The sequence below is a fragment of the Streptococcus peroris ATCC 700780 genome (assembly GCF_000187585.1).
Lineage (GTDB): Bacteria > Bacillota > Bacilli > Lactobacillales > Streptococcaceae > Streptococcus > Streptococcus peroris.
This window is the reverse complement of record NZ_GL732463.1, coordinates 435,247-455,284: the sequence shown is the minus strand read 5'-3', so window position 1 is coordinate 455,284 and position 20,038 is coordinate 435,247. Positions and strand designations below refer to the sequence as shown.

The 20,038-nt window shown below is 36.7% G+C and carries 20 protein-coding genes and 1 pseudogene; 1 reads left to right on the top strand and 20 read right to left on the bottom strand.

Annotation, left to right across the window (positions count from 1 at the left end; genetic code table 11):
* Nucleotides 1-7 precede the first annotated feature (7 nt).
* Nucleotides 8-178 (top strand): DUF3042 family protein, encoded by a 171-nt coding sequence (locus tag HMPREF9180_RS10120; protein ID WP_070889319.1) that lies wholly within the window; start codon nucleotides 8-10, stop codon nucleotides 176-178.
* A gap of 43 nt (nucleotides 179-221) precedes the next feature.
* Here the strand turns inward: HMPREF9180_RS10120 and HMPREF9180_RS04195 are convergent, their stop codons facing one another.
* The 20 genes and pseudogenes from HMPREF9180_RS04195 to aroA form a co-directional block, all read right to left on the bottom strand.
* Entirely contained in the window at nucleotides 222-1,061 is an 840-nt protein-coding gene (locus HMPREF9180_RS04195; RefSeq protein ID WP_006145201.1) for a thymidylate synthase, read from the bottom strand.
* Between the two features lie 99 nt (nucleotides 1,062-1,160).
* Nucleotides 1,161-2,120 carry an ROK family glucokinase gene (locus tag HMPREF9180_RS04190; protein WP_006145200.1) on the bottom strand — a complete coding sequence of 320 codons (960 nt, stop codon included), beginning with the start codon at nucleotides 2,118-2,120 and terminating at the stop codon, nucleotides 1,161-1,163.
* 102 nt (nucleotides 2,121-2,222) lie between these two features.
* Nucleotides 2,223-3,035, bottom strand: coding sequence for an excalibur calcium-binding domain-containing protein (locus HMPREF9180_RS04185; protein WP_006145199.1), 813 nt, complete (start codon nucleotides 3,033-3,035; stop codon nucleotides 2,223-2,225).
* A gap of 49 nt (nucleotides 3,036-3,084) precedes the next feature.
* The gene (locus HMPREF9180_RS04180; RefSeq protein ID WP_006145198.1) at nucleotides 3,085-3,702 is read right to left on the bottom strand and encodes an alpha/beta fold hydrolase; all 618 of its coding nucleotides are present in this window, start codon (nucleotides 3,700-3,702) and stop codon (nucleotides 3,085-3,087) included.
* Nucleotides 3,703-3,836: 134 nt separating this feature from the next.
* Entirely contained in the window at nucleotides 3,837-4,952 is a 1,116-nt protein-coding gene (msrB, locus tag HMPREF9180_RS04175; protein ID WP_006145197.1) for a peptide-methionine (R)-S-oxide reductase MsrB, read from the bottom strand.
* 9 nt (nucleotides 4,953-4,961) lie between these two features.
* Nucleotides 4,962-5,522, bottom strand: coding sequence for a redoxin family protein (locus HMPREF9180_RS04170; protein ID WP_025168630.1), 561 nt, complete (start codon nucleotides 5,520-5,522; stop codon nucleotides 4,962-4,964).
* Between the two features lie 163 nt (nucleotides 5,523-5,685).
* The gene (locus HMPREF9180_RS04165) at nucleotides 5,686-6,249 is read right to left on the bottom strand and encodes a TIGR01440 family protein (protein ID WP_006145195.1); all 564 of its coding nucleotides are present in this window, start codon (nucleotides 6,247-6,249) and stop codon (nucleotides 5,686-5,688) included.
* 148 nt (nucleotides 6,250-6,397) lie between these two features.
* Nucleotides 6,398-7,135: an adaptor protein MecA gene (mecA, locus tag HMPREF9180_RS04160; protein WP_006145194.1), complete on the bottom strand. Its 738-nt coding sequence runs from the start codon at nucleotides 7,133-7,135 to the stop codon at nucleotides 6,398-6,400.
* Nucleotides 7,136-7,282: 147 nt separating this feature from the next.
* Nucleotides 7,283-8,089: a LicD family protein gene (locus tag HMPREF9180_RS04155; RefSeq protein WP_006145193.1), complete on the bottom strand. Its 807-nt coding sequence runs from the start codon at nucleotides 8,087-8,089 to the stop codon at nucleotides 7,283-7,285.
* Entirely contained in the window at nucleotides 8,090-8,893 is an 804-nt protein-coding gene (locus tag HMPREF9180_RS04150; protein WP_006145192.1) for a LicD family protein, read from the bottom strand.
* Complete coding sequence (locus HMPREF9180_RS04145) at nucleotides 8,894-10,390, bottom strand: oligosaccharide flippase family protein (protein WP_006145191.1); 1,497 nt, start codon at nucleotides 10,388-10,390, stop codon at nucleotides 8,894-8,896.
* A 157-nt stretch (nucleotides 10,391-10,547) separates the two neighbouring features.
* Nucleotides 10,548-11,585 (bottom strand): teichoic acid biosynthesis protein TarQ, encoded by a 1,038-nt coding sequence (gene tarQ / locus HMPREF9180_RS04140; protein WP_006145190.1) that lies wholly within the window; start codon nucleotides 11,583-11,585, stop codon nucleotides 10,548-10,550.
* Nucleotides 11,578-13,043: pseudogene (locus HMPREF9180_RS10115) on the bottom strand (O-antigen polysaccharide polymerase Wzy family protein). Before HMPREF9180_RS10115 ends, tarQ begins: the two are co-directional and overlap by 8 nt.
* Nucleotides 13,044-13,058: 15 nt before the next feature.
* Entirely contained in the window at nucleotides 13,059-14,045 is a 987-nt protein-coding gene (locus HMPREF9180_RS04125; protein ID WP_006145187.1) for a glycosyltransferase family 2 protein, read from the bottom strand.
* Between the two features lies 1 nt (nucleotide 14,046).
* Nucleotides 14,047-15,150 (bottom strand): glycosyltransferase, encoded by a 1,104-nt coding sequence (locus HMPREF9180_RS04120; protein ID WP_006145186.1) that lies wholly within the window; start codon nucleotides 15,148-15,150, stop codon nucleotides 14,047-14,049.
* Nucleotides 15,140-15,976 (bottom strand): LicD family protein, encoded by an 837-nt coding sequence (locus HMPREF9180_RS04115; protein WP_006145185.1) that lies wholly within the window; start codon nucleotides 15,974-15,976, stop codon nucleotides 15,140-15,142. Before HMPREF9180_RS04115 ends, HMPREF9180_RS04120 begins: the two co-directional genes overlap by 11 nt.
* Nucleotides 15,977-16,116: 140 nt before the next feature.
* Nucleotides 16,117-17,445 (bottom strand): LCP family protein, encoded by a 1,329-nt coding sequence (locus HMPREF9180_RS04110; RefSeq protein WP_006145184.1) that lies wholly within the window; start codon nucleotides 17,443-17,445, stop codon nucleotides 16,117-16,119.
* Entirely contained in the window at nucleotides 17,438-18,289 is an 852-nt protein-coding gene (gene pheA, locus HMPREF9180_RS04105; RefSeq protein WP_006145183.1) for a prephenate dehydratase, read from the bottom strand. Before pheA ends, HMPREF9180_RS04110 begins: the two co-directional genes overlap by 8 nt.
* Complete coding sequence (locus HMPREF9180_RS04100) at nucleotides 18,286-18,762, bottom strand: shikimate kinase (RefSeq protein ID WP_006145182.1); 477 nt, start codon at nucleotides 18,760-18,762, stop codon at nucleotides 18,286-18,288. The genes pheA and HMPREF9180_RS04100 overlap by 4 nt, the downstream gene beginning before the upstream one ends.
* A complete protein-coding gene (aroA, locus tag HMPREF9180_RS04095; RefSeq protein WP_006145181.1) occupies nucleotides 18,755-20,038 on the bottom strand; it encodes a 3-phosphoshikimate 1-carboxyvinyltransferase in 1,284 nt (427 codons plus the stop codon). The genes HMPREF9180_RS04100 and aroA overlap by 8 nt, the downstream gene beginning before the upstream one ends.

Below are 20,038 nucleotides of genomic sequence, written 5' to 3'. Positions count from 1 at the left end.
AAGACTCATGGCTAAAGGATTTGCTAAAGGTCTCGTAACAGGTGTCGCAGGAACTGTTGCTGCAGTTGCAGGTGCAGTTTATGCATTCAAAAAGAAAGTGATCGAACCAGAAGAAGAAAAAGCAGCTTTCATCGCTGAAAACCGTAAGAAAGCGGCTCGTCGTCGCGTATCACGTTAATCAACAAAAGAAGTTGGGAAAATCCCAACTTCTTTTTATGTTCTTAAATAGCCAAATCAAACTTCAACTGCGGTTTCACGGGATCGTAGTCAACCAACTCAAAATCCTCTGCTTTAATATCAAAGAAGTTGGTCTTATCTGGTACATTCAAAACCAAACGTGGTTGGCAATTTGAAGGTTCTCGACGAAGCAATTCCTGAGCTTGCTCAAATTGATTATCATAGATGTGAAGGTTATTGATAAAGTAGAAGAATTTCCCAACCTTCCAGCCAAAATGTTTGGCAATCATCATTTGAAGAGCCACATACTGCATGGCATTGATGTGGTGAGCCACCAGCATATCATTAGAACGCTGAGTCAAGGTTGCATCCAGGTAAATTTCCCCATCTACTCGACGGACATCAAACATGGTCTGAAAGGCGCATGGAAGAAGTCCATCTGTTTCTTCGAAGGCTTGGTAATCCCAAAGTGAGATGATATTGCGACGATTCCAAGGATTGGCTTCCAACTGTTTAAGGATTTTGTTGATGATATCGTGTTTTTTAACCACGGCACCATAACGCTCACCGATTGTCCCTGTATCTCCTACTTCCCAATCATTCCAATAGTGAACACTGTACTTGTCATTAAGAACTTCCAGGCTGTTTGTCTGGTCTTGATAGATCCAAAGAACTTCCTTGATAGCTGATTTGATAGCAATTGGACGTAGGGTTGTGATGGGAAATTCACCCTTTGACAAATCATACTCTGCAAAAGCTCCAGTTACATACTTAGAGTTGGCAACTGTTCCGTCCTTGTACTTAGGACGAGCCTGTTCTGAAAAGACACCTTCATTGAGAATTCGCTCAATATTTTCTTTAAAAATCGTATCTGCTTTTGTCATTTACTCTCTCCTCAGCATTTATTCCTAACTAGTATAGCATAAAAAAAGAAAGGAGGAAAATCACTAGTCTTATGATAGTGATTTTCTCCTTTTTGATTCTTATTGCAAGACAAGTGACGCAGCACCAATCACTCCAGCGTCATTTCCTAGAGTTGCAAGTGCTAATTTCGTTGAAGTACGTACTTGTGGGAAACTATTTTCGTCATAAACTTTTTGAACACCTTGTAGTAAGAAGTCTCCTGCGGCTGATACTCCTCCTCCAATGACAATCGTTGAAGGATTGAGAATAGATCCGATATTTGCACACGCAATTCCCAAATAGCGAGAGAAATTACGATAGACAATAAGGGCAAGTTCATCGCCTTCTTTTGCCAAATCAAAGACAGTTTTAGCAGTTACTTCTTCTCCGTTATCAATCAAGCGTTTCAAGTCGGCATCGCCTTCATACTCATCTGCATAACGACGAGTCAAGTTGACAATCCCTGTTGCAGAAGCTACTGTTTCCAAGCATCCTTTTTTACCACAGGTACATGCGATTGGTTGGTCAAAGTCAACAGTGATGTGACCAAGCTCACCAGCAGCACCAGCAACACCGTGAAGCAATTTACCTTCTGCCACGATACCGCCACCAACACCTGTACCAAGAGTCATAAAGACAACGTCTGGTTGGTTTTCACCAGCACCCATCCAACGCTCACCAAGAGCAGCTACGTTAGCGTCATTGTCGATAAAGAATGGAATCCCCAAGGCTGTTTCCATTTTTTCTTTGATTGGTTGAAGAGTTTTCCAGTTGAGGTTGTAGGCACCGATAACAGTTCCTTTTTCACGGTCAACCACACCAGGTGAACCCATACCAATCCCACGGAAATCTGCAGCAGACAATCCAAGCAAGTTCAAACGATGTTGAATTGATTCAATCATATCGTCTACGATATGGCTTCCTTCATCCAAAATGTTAGTCTTAATAGACCATTTTTCTTGGATTTCTCCTTCTTGAGTTAAAATTGCAAACTTGACAGAAGTTCCACCAAGGTCAATCCCAATAATCTTTTGACTCATCTTTTTCTCCTTATTCTCAATTGAAAATGCTTACAGTACTAGTATAACAAAATCTACCAATTAGTGCAAAGGTTTGCATTGATTGCCCAAATTTTTTCTATTCTATGGTTTCCACAAACCAGAGGCGTCTACATAGTAGCGTCCGCCATCAACTCGCTCATTTTTTGCCATTTTACCATCTGATTTTAGATAGTAGTTTCCTTGCCATGCATTACGAGCATAAGATCCATCTGATTTTAGATAGTACCAAGACTGGTAAGAAGAATCATAAACCCATTCACTCTGAGCCATTTTACCATTTGACTTGAGGTAGTATGCACCTTGCCAAGTATTATGCGCATAAGATCCATCTGATTTGAGGTAATACCAGGCTTTGTAGTAAGAATCATAAATCCATTCACTATGAGCCATCTTACCATCTGATTTGAGATAGTAACTTCCCTGCCAAGCATTACGTGCATAAGATCCATCTGATTTAAGGTAATACCAGGCTTGGTAATAGTTATCGTATACCCACTCATTCTCAGCCATTCTTCCATCTGATTTGAGGTAGTAAGCACCCTGCCAAGTATTTGTTACTGTTTTCCCATTTTCAGAAAAATAGTACCAAGACCCATTTTGACGAACCCAGCCACTTTCAGGTGCTACATTGGTGTTAGTTTGAGATGTACTCGACTTTTTCTCTTTTAAAACACCCTTAGGCGCATTCTTTGATTCACAAGCTATCCCATCATGATCCTTATCCAAGGTAGCAGAATAACCTGGTTCCCCCCTATGAATATCCGCATAACCATTCTCCCAAGCTTCCTTACAGCTTGAAAAATGGATACTTTCATCTGCAACAACAGGATGTAAAAACAAAGCTAGGGCAGGTAAAGAAGCTAGGCCTAGTTTTAATAAATGACGTTTGTTCATGATTTTCTCCTAAAATTATAATATCAATCTCAATACTATTTTATCAAACTTATTTCTGCAATTCAAGAAAACGTCTAACCTTTTCCGCAAACTCTTTTGGATTATGGCTGTTCAAGACGTGAGGTCCATTAGGGATGATTTGAAACTGTGCTTCTGGTATCAATTGATGCAGACGTTTCATAGATTTAAGATTAGGCTTATCTTCACTACCACAAATTAATAAAGTCGGATAGGGACAATGTTGAGCTATGTCTGTTAAATCAAGTGTTTTCAACTCCTCACTCACTCCAACTAAAAGACTTTTGTCTGCCCCTTGTTTTTCAAATACCTTTTTAGGAAGTAGTTTAAAAATCATTAACTGAATGAAATAGGGAATATTTCCTGAAAGTTTAAGCGGACAACCTGATAGGACCATGCCTTGAAGATTTGGCAAATCGTAACTTGAAAGCTCCAGTGCAAGTGCAGCACCTAGGGATAAGCCGACTAAGATAAAAGGTTCTTTCTCCTTAGATAGATGCTGATAGATACGTGCCTTAGCTTCTTTGTAAGTAGAAACTCTAGAAGGGAATAACTCTAAAGATTCTGAGGGATAATCTACCAGTAAGGCCTGAACTTCTTTCCAACTGTCAGCTGACTGACCTAAGCCATGCAAAAATATCAATTTCATCTCTGTCTCCTCTATTGTTCATTCATCTATACCTTTGATATCAATCACTAATTTTATCTGTACACCCTAAGTATACCATAAAAGCTAGAATCCTTATAGGAGTTCTAGCTTTTTACTGATATGATGGGCGGAATTCACTCAACATAATCCAACAAATAACCGTAACCTTTTTCTTCCATTTGATCCTTTGGAATAAAACGGATAGACAGACTGTTGATACAATAGCGAAGGCCTCCCTTGTCCTGAGGTCCGTCTGTAAAGACATGACCTAGGTGAGAATTCCCCGTTCGGCTTCTGACTTCTATTCTGTCCATATTGAAAGACTTATCTTCCATGTAAGTCGCAACGTCTGGACTGATAGGCTGGGTAAAGCTTGGCCAACCACAACCCGACTCAAATTTATCCTTCGAAGAAAAGAGAGGTTCACCAGTTGCCACATCCACATAAAGACCAGCTTCAAATTTATCCCAGTAACGATTTGAAAAGGCGCGTTCTGTTTGACTATTTTGAGTCACTGCATACTCCTCAGGAGAGAGGAGTTTCTTCAATTCATCATCACTCGGTTTTGGATATTTACTTGCATCAATAACCGGATAGGCTGCTTGATTGACATTGATATGGCAATAGCCGTTAGGATTCTTCTTGAGATAATCCTGGTGGTAGTCCTCAGCCACGATAAAATTAGTTAAAGCTTCCTTTTCAACCGCTAGAGGTTGATCATAATTTTTAGCAACTTGGTCAAAAACTTGATTGATAACTTCTAAATCTTTCTCATCTGTATAGTAGACTCCTGTCCGATACTGGGACCCTACATCATTTCCCTGCTTATTCTTACTAATTGGATTGATAATGCGGAAATAATGGAGCAAAATATCTTTTAGAGAGATTTGATTGGCATCATAGGTCACATGAACGGTCTCAGCATGACCAGTTTGTCCAATCAGCTCATACTTGGTTGTTTCTCCTCTCCCATTTGCATAGCCAGAGACCGCATCTGTCACACCAGCTACTCGAGAAAAGTACTCTTCCACCCCCCAGAAACAGCCTCCTGCTAGATAGATATCATGTAAGTCAGCATCTTTACTTGGTTCAGCTTTTTTCTTAGCTTTTTGACCCTGACTAACTGCTGCCTTCTTGATTTGAGCGGTATCTGTGTAGCTAGCATTTCTTTTTCCCAAAAGAAATAAAATTCCGATAATAATGCAAATGATGATTCCTATGAATACAATTGTTTTTAATTTATCATTCATGCTGAGCCTCTAATCTATACTCTTTAAGATCTGTAAAATAGTTTCCTTGTCCATAAAGCCTGGCTGGGTCTGAACCAACTTCCCTTCTTTATCGATAAAGGCCTGAGTCGGATAAGAACGAACTCCGTAACTTTCCAAAAGTTTACCCGAAGGTTCTAGAATGACAGGAAGATTTTTATAGTCCAAGCCTTGATACCATTTCTTGAAGGCTTCTTCTGACTGCTCGCCTTTTTGTCCTGGTGAAACGACTGTTAAAACAACATAGTCACTGTCAGCTTCTTTTGCAAGTTCATCTGTATCAGGAAGACTGGCTAGACAAATAGAGCACCATGAAGCCCAAAATTTTAGATAAACCTTTTTACCCTTGTAATCAGATAAATGATACGTTTTCCCATCAATTCCCAAAAGTTCAAAGTCTGCAACTTCTTCTCCCTTTTTTGCAGTTTGAGAGCTAATTTGCGTACTTCTATCTCCATTTTGTTTATCAGATTGGCTTGATATCTGATTTTTACAAGCTGATAGACAGACTAAGCTAGCGCAGACTAATATAGATGCTTGCCATTTTTTCATCTTCATTTCCTTTCTCATTCATTATATGAATATGTAGGCGTTTACAACACTATTATATACCTTCCCTACTAAAAATACTTAAAATCTGTTTGTAAAATTATGAAGCTTCATGATAACACAAAACTCCCACCTACTTAGCAGATGAGAGCTTTCAACTTTTTATCTATATTTTTCTGATAGAATCTTGAGGATATTGTGCACGCGCCCCTCCGATGAGTTTTGGACGACTAGCGAGAGCAGTTACATGGGCATGACCGATTGACTTCAAAACTGGACGAATAGGTACTTGAACATGCTTGATATGCATGCCAATGGCTGTATCCCCAATATCTAGGCCTGCATCAGCTTTGATAAATTCAACCTCTACTGGATCTTTCATATAGCGAAAAGCAGCCAATTGACCAGAACCTCCAGCATGCAGGGTCGGTAAAACACTCACAATTTCAAGATTGTATTTGATTGCAACCTCTCGTTCTACTACTAATGCTCTGTTGACATGCTCACATCCCTGAACCGCTAGATGGATCCCTCTCTCTGATAAGATTTCTAAGATTTTTTGAACAATAAATTCTCCAATTTCTTGACTGGAAGCTTTCCCAATATGTCCTCCAATCACCTCACTTGAAGATAAGCCCAAAACAAAGAGAGCTCCCTCATGGAGAGAAGCTTTTGCTAATACATCTTCTAGGATTTCTTCTACTTCTTTTTGTAAATGTTCTTGGTCCATACTTTACCTCGCTTACTCATTTCTATGATATCGTTTTTTCGCCATTTTAGCAAGCTAGTAACATGGTCCTACTTCCAATAACTATTCTATAATTTTTTAAATCAAAAAAGACAGAGAATTTTCATCTCTGTCTCATTTATATACAAATTTATACTTTTTGAAGGCCATGAACAGCATCGTGATTGATAATAATCTGACCATATTCTTGAAGAACTGAACGGCTGATATCACTATCATCAGCGAATTCACGCATGCGAGCTAACAACCAAGCTGGATAAAGCCTTGGTTGTTCTTCTACATCAACCAAAACTGTAAGATAATACTGATCATTCATTTTGTAAAGTTCTGAAGTCTCCATTTGGTAATCAACTGTTTTTGCAAAAGATACTAAACTAGCCAAGTTATCAAAGCGTAAAATATAGTAGATGTATGGTTCTCTTTTTTCTTCTTCTACATCAGGAGTCTCGTCAGTCGCTTCCTCCTCTTCTTTTTCGACCTGCTCTAATGATTGAATAGCTTCAATATCATCCTTGGTTTTCTCTGCCATAGTCTTCTCCAAAGTTTTCAAAAATTCATCTGGCGACATTTTTGCCAATTCATCCATATCAGGAAGGTCTGCCAAATCCTCAAAATCCAAGTTCTGATCAATCTTAGACTTAGTTACAAAGACATCAACTTTGTCAGGTTTAGGTGTCACTCGGAAACTAAGCATGCCTGTATCCAAGAAGCTATCTGGCATCTCTAGCTCATCCAAAATCGCATAGAAAAACTCTTCTGTTTTTTCCTGTGGAACGAGAAAGTCTGCGATTTCCATTCCACGATCCATCAAATCTTCTAAAGACATAGTGATTTTTAATGTGGTATCACTGATTTGTTTCATTTTCATAGTTCGTAACCTCATACTTTCAGTTCTATCTATTATACAAGATTTAACAGATTTTATCAAAAGAATGGCGTGGAAATTGCTTCTAAATATGCCCGCTTGATAAATCAAGCGAGCATATGATATATTCTATTTTTTCTACAAAAATATCTATTTTCGATAAGCTTTTATACTATGGCTATACCATTCCTGCATTTCTTTTGATGGTGGAGTCATATAATCCCCATACATCTGTGTTAAAAAGGCATCATAGTTTTTAGGAATTGGCAACATTCTTCCTTCGAATTCTATTAAAATCAGTTCTTTAAGAGTTCCTGCTGGAAAGACTTCTTTCATTTTTTCTTTCCCAACTCCAACAGCTCCCTCATAATCAGGATTTTTTGTCGCACTATTTTTTACTAATCGATCTATTTTCTTATAGAAATATCTCGGATTAACAAGTCTGAGAGGATACCAAGTACACAAACGGAGAAAGTCTTTTAATTTGCTATCTCCATGAACAGCACGCTCTTTTTTAATATATGCAAGCTGGCGCAAGGCAATATATTTATAACTCTTGTCAATAATACTCAAATCTGAAAATTGATCGATAGGAAAGACATCAATAAACAAGCTAGTATCATAACGCTTATGCTTTACATGATCTTCAATAACAGTTGATGTATCTAGAATAGCTGCAAAATTATTGAAGTACCATGAAGAAGTATCGTAGGAAAGAACACGATATTTAGGATGTTGATCCTCCTCAATCGCTTTTAATAAACGTTCATAGTCTTCTCTATACAGTGAAATATCGATATCATCATCCCAAGGAATCATTCCCTTATGGCGAACAGCTCCCAGCATAGTTCCATAACTGAGGAAATAAGAAATATTATGTTTTTTACAAATGTCATCAACATAGTCCAAAATACCTAGTTGAATTTCTTTAATTTCATTTTTTTCTAAGTACTGCATTTAATCCTCCAATTTATAGGCTTCAAATTCGTGACTATAAAACTGTTTTTCTTTAGGTGGTAGAATCATATAATCACCATAATACTGTTTCAAAATAGAATCATATTGTTTTGGTGCTGGAAGCAACAGATGTTCAAAAGGAACTTCAATCAAATCTTCAAACACTTTTTTGGTAAAAACTTCTTTCTCCTTAAACTTGGAAGGAATAAAAGCGATATATTTCCCATCTTTTACCCCATACTTTTGAATTTGCTTTTCAATTTGATTCGCAAAGAAGATTGGAGAAACTGGACGAAGCATAAACCAGAAGAATGTACGAATCAAGTCTTTTAGCTTGCTATCTCCATAAACGATATTCTTGTGCTTACTGAAGGACAATAACTTAAAGCTTTCCAACTTATAGCAAACATCGATAACTTTAGGATCGTTGAATGAATCCATTGGAAAAATATCAATAAAGATTCCAGAATCATAGGTTTTTGTATTTCGCGTGTCCACTATTTTCGTTGTCGAATCTATAACCTTGATAAAATTATTATAGTATCGTTCATCAGTTTCTAGAGATAAAATTTTATATTTAGACTGTTCTTGCTGAAATAACTGGATAAAACGTTCGTAGTTTTCACGGGTCATCGAGAGATCAATATCATCATCCCAGGGAATAAAACCTTTGTGACGAATCGCCCCAATCAAAGTACCATAATTGATAAAATAATCAATAGCATGCTTCTTACAAAACGAATCTATATAGGCTAAAATATCAAGTTCAAGTTGCTTAGCTTCTTCAATACTCAATCTTCTCATCTAATTCTCCTTAGATTTTCTTATACGTCCTTTAAGCGAAATAACATGCCCTAATAATTCATAAAAGATACTGTCTTTGGTCCAAACCAGTAAACCAATATAACTAATTGCTGATAAGACCATGATGATCAACATATTGATTAAGAAAGGTATGTTGATAACCATTTTGACCGGATAAACAAGATTAACTAAAAAGTAGATCGGAACAAATGTAAATGCGAAAAGAGAATAACGTATAGTATATTTAAAAATATGTCCTAGGCTTATAAGTTTAGTCTTATGAATAAAGATAATGTAAAGCATCAGTAGAAAACTTTCCGATAGCATCGTCGTAATTAGATAATATTCAGGTGTAATAATATTATTAAAATAGAGAAGACTATCGAGAACTAAGTTTAATCCACCCGCAAATATGGTATAAACTGTAATTCTCTTTTCAAATCCATTTGTAAAAAGAATCTGAGATCCTAAAATAGTATCTAGGGCAAGAATAATAGTACGGAAGGCAAAGAGGGATGTTAAGATTCCACCACCAATGTATTTTTCACTACCGTAAAGAAGTATTGCATCAGGGCCTAAAACCATCAAGCCAAAACTCAAAGGGATGATAAAAAAGTTAAATATACGGCTCCCTCGATTAACTAAATTGACATATTCCTCTTTTTTTCCGATTCCTAGGTAGTAGCTCAAACGAGGTACACTGACTCCAATAGCGCCTGTAACAACACCTGCGATAACCGTTACAATACGTTGTGCCATCGTATAATAACTGACATTTACATCAACTCCAGTTTTTACTAGAAACAAACGATCCAGAAAAGTAAATAACATATTGGCGTTTGCAAAGATTAACATAGCCGTTAAAGGAAGGAATAGAGGCTTAAATTCTTTCAAAGAAACCTTTACAAACTGGATATCTCTTTTAATCCAAAAATAACTAATGAGATAATTGATTAGAGTTGAAAGACTCATAATCAGTGTATACACCACAATATCATGCTCATTTTTTACAAATACAAATATAGACACAAGCATGAGTATACGAATAAAAGCTGTTTTATAAAATAAAAAACTATAATTTTCAAGTGCTTCGTTAACCCATTCTATTGAGAAAATTTGAGCAATAAGTTGAACTCCCATTACCAAAAAGATTTTTTTGAGAACTGGATTATTAGTAAAGAAAAATGAATAGGATAAAAGATAAACGATAGTCGTCAAAATCGTACAAACTACACACAAATAAAAAAGACTTGAAAAGACTTTATTTAAATCCTTCTTATTATCTTTTACATTACTAATTGCACGAAGACCATAATTATAAACACCATAGGTTGCGAAGGGTAAGAAGAAAGATAAGATGGTATCAACTGAGTTGAAATAACCATAATCTGTACGGTCTAGAACTCGTGCAACATAAGTACCTGTTAAAATTGGGAAAATTATGTTCAAAACACGAATACCCATATAAGCCAGGGCATTTAACTTAATACTTTTCATTCAATTTACCTCATTGATTTATTATATCATAAAGTTTATTAAAAAGCCTTTTTGGCTAAGAATTCTATTTCTTACCTAAAGATTCTCCGTACATCAAAAGAGGACTTTTCAGTCCTCTTTTGATGTATTTTCGATTTTTCCCTAAAAACGGTAGGAATTAGAGTGCAAAAGCGATAACACCTAAAACGGAACGATTCATATTTCTCACTTCTTGCATACTTTCTTCAAATTTCTTATAACGAGTAACACCATATTCTTCCACGAACAATACATTCTCAATTGCCAGAAGATCTTTGACATTTTGTAGGTTAACAAAATGAACACCCTCAAGATTCAATTTATATTCTGCCTGCAATTTACTCAAAATACGATTATTTGAACTTACAATTGCTAACGGTTGACCTTGGCACTTGTAACTCAAGAGTTCAGAAAGATTTTCAACAGTTGTAACAGTTGAAACAAAGTCTATTTGATAAGCAGAAAAATCACCTGCACGATTAATTGTCGGATTGAAAAGGTATACTAGAACATTTACCAAAATCACGATGATGACACATAGAATACCAATAATCACTAGGCGCAAAATTAGATTTTTCAAATTAAACCCTAAAGCAACTTCTCCATTCGGAGCCAACTCTTTTGAATTAATTGTTTCAAGCTTTTCAACTTTAACACCAGTATAAGTAGACTTGAATTTATCAATCAGTGAATCAAATTTGCTTTCAAGATACTCATTTACTTCTTTACTTGATGTTAAGATTTTAACACTTACACCAGCATTATCAATTAATGGGTTTATCATTAATTTTTTTGTCCAATAGTCACTTGAAGAATTCTTTAATGCTGTTTCAGTAGTATCTAAATCTTTGGCCATTTCCTTCATTTTTTCTGAATCAACATCATTAAAAAGAAAAGCACCATTCAAATTACCATCAATTAATTTTGCATAAAAATCACTATAACCTCCAATTTGATGACTCACAATGGTTTTCGATGATTCTTCTGGAGCAGTAATTTTATATGTAATGTAAGTCGAATAATTTGTAGAATCTTTTATTGTATTTTTACTTTTAACTGCCTTCAATGTATATGGTACAGCTATGAGTGCAAATAAAGCTAGTAAAGCTAGCAAATTCACTTTACGTTTTTTATAAAGATTTGCGAACAAATCAGCTACAGAATAATGTTCAAACATGTATTTCCCCTTTTTTGATTAAGTGATGATTTTCTTTTGTAAGCATTTTTGCTACGAAAATGATAATAAGAACAATTCCCCAGAACTGCATTGTAAAAAGATTAAAGAAACTTTCTGAGAAACTACTTCTTGGCATAAAGAATAGATTATTCAAAATTAACAAAGATAGTGCAAATAAAATTGTTCTCGAACGATAAGCTACTTGTAACATAGCTATAAAGAGCATACCAAGTAAGATACTTAGTAGAAATAGTCCCAACATACCATAATCGGTATACAATTCCATGATATAACTACTTCCAATACCATGTCCTTTCAAATACTCTTTATTTAAAACAAGATAAGACAAATTGTGGGCGTAACTATTGCTATCAATTGCTAATTCAATACTATTTGTTGTATGCTCAAATGGTTTGGCACCGAAGATGATTCCAATACTTCCTCTTGCAAAATAGTCAACAATCGGTCCAAAAGTGAAATTTCGAAAATCTCTATAAGGAAGACTACTGTTATATAAGAATCCTCTCGCTAACACTCCAAAACTGGTTCCTTGTTTATAAATAAAATCTAATAATAAATCAAAAACTCCACTGTGTGATACTTTTGCATTATCTCGAACATAGTTTAGTGCTCCCATCGCAAGCATGAGAACAGGTGTTCCCATGTAAATGGCTATTTTTTCTTTGAAACCAATCCATTTACCTTTCTCTGTTTGTTCTCGTATAAAGTAGTAAACAAAGGCAAAAATTAAACTTAGAATAAAAGGATTTCTGGTACCTATCACCAGATGTATCAAGTTAGCTGTAATAAAAGCTACTAAAACCATAGTTGCATGTAATTTCTTAGGCTTTGTTGCTAGGTAAACACACATGGCATAAAGCGTGAAAGTCGATAAGATATACGTATAGTAGGGCAGGTGACTTTCAAAATGTGCATAATAATTATAATAAGAAGTTTGCAAACGATATAGTAAGCGCTCAAGTAATCTCAGAAAATAAAAAGGATAGGTGAGAAAAAATACACTCAATGAAACCAAGCGTAATTTTTTTACATAATTGACATGCGATTTTTTTCCACTATGACAGGAGCTTTACTTTTACGAGCAAGATAATAATTGGCTATAAATCCACCTATTGTCAATCCTAAAATGGATACAATAACAACTAGGAAAGCAAATCTATAAGCTATCGGTTGGTAAGTGTCTAGTGCTCCATCTCTGAAATAATCGATGGTAGGTCTAGATACCAAAAAAATAAAAATTGTAATAAAGAATATAAAGTGAATCAAATAGTATTTGATATTATTCCAGCAAAGTAGCAGACTACTAATTAAGAGCAAAAGCAAAGTTGTCAGAAGTCCTACGTTGTTACTGGAGAACAAATAACTGATTCCACTTATTATGGTAACGATATAACTTAGAATCGTAATCGTTAACAAAATTCGTTTGCCATCAACCATCTCTTCCCTCCTTTTCTAATTAATTTTTTTCGATTGCTCAATATTTTTTAATAATAATATTCGGTAAAATTTTATATTTGCAAATAGTGCTAAGGCACTGATACGTCTTCCTTTTCTAAAAATACTATTCTTAAAAATAGCAAAGGCATGTTTTTTTAAATATCCATAAATCCTTGGATAATCTTTAAACTCTTTGAAATTCTCATCTAAAAGCATCTTATCTAAAACAACAAAATGTGCATGAGCCAGTCTGAAAAAAGCCTCTTTTTGCAATTCTGGATAGTAAGATATAACATAATTATAAAATATTTCATATACGTCCACACAAGAAAGATCTTTTTCAGAAAATGGTTTTGTTGTGGAACTATCGCCTCTATGAAAATAATAATAGTGTGGCTTAGTATTTATAACATACTTCTTGGCTACGTTAATCAAATCAAAATGATAATACGCATCCTCATATATTTTCCCGATAGGAAAAGATAGGCTCTTAGCTATCTCTTTTTTTATCAATTTGTTACAAATACTACCTGGAACTTTTTCTCCTACTAGATATTCTCTCAAAAAATCTTTTGAATCATAAACAAAGTAATCGTTTATATTTACTGACTGTGGTGTTTCACTATTTGAATATACGTTCATAACACCACAACTAGAAACATCCGCATCTTCTTTGACTAATTGTTTATATAAGGTAGCAATCATCTCAGGATGAATATAGTCATCTGAGTCAATAAAAATTAAGTATTGACCATTTGCTAAATCTCTTCCGTAGTTTCTTGCTTGCGATTGTCCTTGATTCATTTGGTGGTATACTTTTATCCGCTGATCTACAAGTGCTATTTCTTCTGCAATTTTTCCACTTTCATCTGTAGAACCATCATCAACAAGGATAATTTCGAGATTTTCATAAGTTTGTTGCTGAATGGATGCTATTGATTTTTCAAGGTATTGCGCCACATTATAAACAGGAACAATGACACTAATTAATGCAGTTTCCATGCTACTCCTCTATTAGTTTTTCTACTTGTTCAATTTGTTTTGCAATCGTAAATTGCTGAATAAATTTGCTGGCCTCATTGGCATCAAAATTTGATGCAGCTGTCATGTAGTTTTCAATCTCTTGAGCTGCTTCTTGATTACTTTCAACGATTTTACCAAATCGTCCTTCCTGAGACAATTCCTCTGCACCACCTACTTCTGTTGATACAAAAGAAATACCCAGGCTCAAAGCTTCAACATAGACCCCAGGGAAACCTTCCTGTTTGGACATGGATAAGAGGACTTTCATATGGGACAGATACTGATAAGGATTCTTTTGATACCCCAAAAAGTGTATATAATCTTCAAGTTGGTATGCTTGAACCTTTTTTTTCAGCTCCTCTTCCATATCACCAGCCCCTATAAAATAGAGGTGATATTTCTTTCCTTGTTGGTGTAAAAGCCGTATTACTTCAACAACTCGATCAGAGCCTTTATTTTCTTCAATGCGACCAATTGTGCAGATACTTTGAGGTTCTATTTCAATATCAATCTTCTCTCTTGATTTTTTCAAAATACTTTCAAAATTATAGCCATTATAGACTGTTATCAATTTCTTTGAGTACTCTGGAAAAACTTCTTTGATAGAATAGCTAGTTTTCTTTGAAATTCCTACTATCCTATCAGCAGCATCTAACTGACGTTTATGAGATTCGCGTTTCGAACTATCTGTTAAAAATTCTTCAATACTTCCATGAATCCAAGAAATTTTCTTCACTTCTTTTCGTTTAGAAAATAAAAGAGGAGGATTCATAATGGTAAAAGACACCTCTACATCATATTGATCTTTTACAAGTAGGCGTCTTGTTAATCTCGGGAAATAAATTCTCAATCTCCACAATAGCGCTCTTAACCATCTTGGTTGGCGATAATCTTGAAGGGCTTTTAAAATTCTCACATTGTCAGGTACTGGTTCGTATCCTTTGTCAAAATGTTCTATTTCAAGGATATCTATATCATACTTCTTCGGATCCAAGTTTGAAACAATCGTTGAAAGGATTTTTTCTGCACCTCCACCTAGAGAGAAGGACCACATAAAAAATAGAATTTTTTTCTTATCCACCATATTCTCCCTTATATTCTACATAGCTTTTATCCATATCTGATATAACGGCATCATGATGTGGCACTTGCTTTTCTGCCGGCGGTGGTGTCATATAATCTCCAAAAGCTGTGCTAAGATAGGCATCATATCCAACTGGAATTGGCATTTCTGTTCCTTCGAATGGTAAGAGAATTTTATCTTCAAAGGCTTGGATTGGATATTTATTTTTCATATAGCCAGGTCCTGAGCATAATTCTGTAATGCCATCACTTTCAGCTAGTCCATACTTGGTCATTTCTTTCTCAGCCTTTTTCCAAATACGATAACGAAGGGCTTTAGGAGTTAATCCTAATAAAATGGTACTTCCCCATTTCATGAGAGCTCCATGCTTTTCTGGAATGGTTTGTGCACAAAAGAGGGAATAAATCAAAGCCCAACGGACCTGTTTCTTGCGATCTGCTGGATTTTTAGGGTAGTAGTCCAAAGGAAGAACGTCAAGAGCCAATCCGTGTGGAAGGTCCAAATCTTGTTGATATGGCTTGATGCATGTTGTTTCCTTATCTCTAATAGTGATAAAGAGATTACGGTCGACAAAGTCTATAGAACTTTTTGAGAGGAAGTAACGCTCGTCCGCATAACGAGGCCATAGCTCTGCTAATTTTTCATAATCCTTGCGTGGCATAAAGAAGTCTAAATCATCATCCCAAGGGATAAAACCCTTATGTCGTAAAGCCCCAATAGCTCCGCCACCACACAAATAACAGAGTAAATCATGTTCTTTACAAAAGGCGACAAAGTATTCAGCCATCTCTAGGCTACGAGCTTGAATTGCCTTTAAATCACTCATCTCAGTTTCTTCCTCTTCAATAGAATTACATCGTTTTATTATACCAAAAAATGGTCAAAAAATCCATCTGATAATGTTAAAAATCAAAGCTCGAGGCACCCATTTTTTGATGCTTCAAGCTTTGACTGATTTGCTACTTATTATCTAAATCCCATTTGAGCTAACTTGTTCTGGTAGGCTTTTTGATTCACTCGAAGAGCTTGGCCTCCATAGACATCGTAATCGTCTACCCAGTCTCCAAGCTCTGGTATTGTTAGTTTTTCAATACCATTCTGACCTCCTTCAAGGACGGATAATCCATTGGTCAATAAGAAGGTATATGGAAGGTTTGTAGAGGTCATACCAAATACTTTCCCTAGCGCTTCTGAACCTGTAAAAAGTTTTGTAGGATCCTTAATCTGCTGTAAAACAGCTGTCATGACTTGTTGCTGTCTACGTGTACGCCCATAATCTCCTTCGTCATCATCACGAAAACGAGCATAATTTAGAAGAGTTGAGCCGTTCATCTGCTGTGTACCACTACGAATGATTTGGGTAGGTGATTCACCATCTTTTTCATGCAAATCATCTCCAACTTCTGCAGCTGTCACTGGAGCTCCGTTTAACGTTGAAAATTGAGCATCAATCGTAACACCATCTGGGAAAAGCGTATCGATTGCAGTCGCAAAGGCTTGGAAATCTACAAGGGCATAATATTTGATATCTAAATCAAAATTATCTTTAAGGACTTTACGTACCATCTCAGCCCCTTTTTTTCCTTCTTGTTCACCCAATTCGTAGGCCAAGTTTAATTTATGGTCAGCTTGTTTTTGGCCGTTAATGACTTGGCTATAACCATCAATATAAACGAGGTTATCCCGCATAAAGCTAACTAGTTTAAGCTTTTTATCTTTACCACTAACATTAAGAACCATGATGGAATCTGTCCGAGTTTCGGCACTATTCTGTCCAATACGGCCATCCGTTCCCAAAATAAGAATATTCACTCCGTCTCGTGTATCCTGTCCATTGAAGACTTCAACCTGAGCGGCTTTAGCATCTTTTACCCCATTTGAGCTGTTCGGATTGGCTGATTGGAACCCTTTCAAGAACATGAAAAGCATTCCTAATGCTGCGACAAGCAAAAGCATTCCTATCCAAGCAAGGATCCGTTTAAAATGAAAGACTCTTTTTTTCTTAGGTTTCTTTGGTTTCTGCTGTTTGGGAATCTTAGCTTTAGGTTGAGAGAGACTACTACGACGACTAGCTCGACTTCGATTCGTATAACTTGGAAGGCCTGTGTTAGAGTTAGTATATTCTTGAATTTCTTCTTTTTCTTCAGCAGCTGAACTCTCTTCTCGTTTACCTTCTAACTTATCTTGTAAAAAAGCAAACTCTCTCTTTTCTTTATCATTTAGATAGTAGATATTTTTTAAGAGATAGTCATAACGTAGTTTTTCGTGATGGCTGAGAGGATTTTCTTTACTCATATGCTCTCCTTCCTTGGTCTTTTATCATATAGATGGGATAGGCCCCCAATGTTTTATAGTGAATTCCAATGGCTTCTAATTCTTTTTGTGCAAAATGCACCAATTCTTTTTCTGAATAATCCACATCAATAATAAAGAAATACTCACCTAAGGCTGTTTTAAGCGGACGACTCTCAATCTTAGTCAAATCAATGCCTCTCCAGGCAAAGGTGGAAAGCGCCTTATATAATGCTCCTGGAAGATTATCTGGCAAGGTCAAGGCTAAACTCATCTTTTCAGTATCTGCATCCAAAGGGATTTGGGGTAAGTTCGGTCCCAAAACCCAGAAACGAGTGAAATTAGCTTCCATTTCCTGAATATCTTGAGCGACCAATTCTAGTCCATATTCCTCAGCAGAACTTTTTGGGGCAATGGCCGCAAATGGTTGATCTGGATGTTCAGAAACATATCGCGCAGCGTAAGCTGTACTTGCAGTGACTTCTAATTGAGCATCTGGAAAATGTTCATCGATAAATTTCTTCCCTTGAGCCAAGGCCTGCGGATGAGAAAAGATTTTCTCTATTTTAGACTGTCCTGGTACTGCCATCAGCTGTTGATGGATTGGCTGCACAATCTCCGCTATAGCTTGAATACGTGCTTGATGAAATAGGTAGTCCAAAGTCTCATGAACACTACCTTCAATGGAATTTTCAACTGGCACTACTGAATAGTCTACCAAACCTTGTTCATAGGCCTTGATAACGTCTGTAATATTTGAAAAAGGCTCTAGCTCCTCATGAGGAAAAGCCGTTTGCACCACATGGTGCGAAAAAGATCCTTTGGGACCTAGATAGGCAATTTTCATGTCAATTCCTCTATAATTTCCTCTGGGCTTAATCTTGATACATCTACAATCTGACTTGCTACTTCCTCATACCAGGCCTGTCTTTGATTAAAAATCGCAGCCAAATCTTCCTTGCTATTGTTTAGAAATAGCGGGCGTTGATTGCCTTTATCAGCTGAAATTCGCTGGTACAGGGTCTCAAAATCCGCTTTTAGGTAGATGTTGTCTGGATTTTTCTTGAGCAAGACACGATTGCGTGGCGAAATAACTATTCCTCCGCCTGTAGAAATAACTTGATCTGTCTTCAGCAGTTCAGCTAGGACTTCTTCTTCTAGCTGGCGGAAGGCTGCCTCTCCATTTTCTTCAAAGAAACGAGCAATCGACATCCCCAGACGTTCTTTCAGCAAGGCATCCATATCTACGAAGTCAGAATCCAGCTTTCTAGCAATAGTAGTTTTTCCTGAACCCATAAAACCTAGTAAAACCTTAGCCATGAATCAAAGTCTCCAAATCATCAAAGAAGCTTGGGTAGCTTGTGTTAATAGCTTCTGCACGGTCCAATTCGACCTCTCCATCTGCAACTAAGAGAGCTGCAATGGCTGTCATCATACCGATACGGTGGTCTCCAAAGGTGTTGACTCTGGCTCCATGAAGGACAGATTTCCCTTTGATAATCATGCCGTCTGCTGTAGGAGTAATAGTTGCTCCCATGCTATTTAAAGCATCTGCGACAACTTGAATGCGGTCCGTTTCTTTTACCTTGAGTTCTTCTGCATCTTTGATAACTGTTTGACCTTGAGCTTGGGTAGCAAGGAGCGCGATAATCGGCAATTCATCAATTAAACGTGGAATCAGGGCTCCACCAATTTCTATCCTGTTTAGTTCTGAAGTCTCGACAGTCAAGGTTGCAGATTTAGCAATTGGATCCATATCAGTAATCTCTAATTTCCCGCCCATAGCTCGGATAACATCAATAATCCCTGTACGAGTTTCGTTAATACCGACATTCTTAAGTACAACTCGAGAATTTGGCACAATCAAACCTGCTACTAACCAAAAGGCTGCACTAGAAATATCTCCTGGTACGACAACCGTTTGTCCACTAAGTTTCTGTGGCCCTTGAACAGTGATTTTCTTACCATCGACACTTAAGTCTCCACCAAATTGACGCAGCATATCTTCTGTGTGGTTACGAGTGCACTCTTTCTCAATGATGATAGACTGACCATGAGCCTGCAAAGCCGCAAAAATCAAGGCTGACTTGACTTGAGCAGAGGCGATTGGCAATTCATAATGAATAGGTTTTAAGTTTTTTGTACCCTTTAAGTGCAACGGTGGCAAGTCTCGCTCTGTTTGACCTGAAATGCTGACTCCCATTTTTTTCAAAGGAAGAGTCACACGGTCCATAGGGCGTTTAGAAAGACTGTCATCTCCAAACATTTCTACTTCAAAGTCTGTACCAGCAAGGACGCCTGAAATTAAACGAATAGAGGTCCCAGAATTCCCCATATCCAGAGCTTTCTGAGGGGCTTTCAATCCATCCAGCCCAACACCTTGAATGGTAACGGCACCGTCTTTGTCCTCAATCTCTACGCCGAGGTCACGAAATACCTGCATGGTTGACAAGACATCTTCACCACGCAAGATATCATAAACTTTAGTCTCACCCTCAGCCAAACTCCCAAAAATGATAGAGCGATGACTGATGGACTTATCCCCTGGTACTCGAATACTACCATTCAAATGGTCAATGTTTGTTTTTAATTTCAT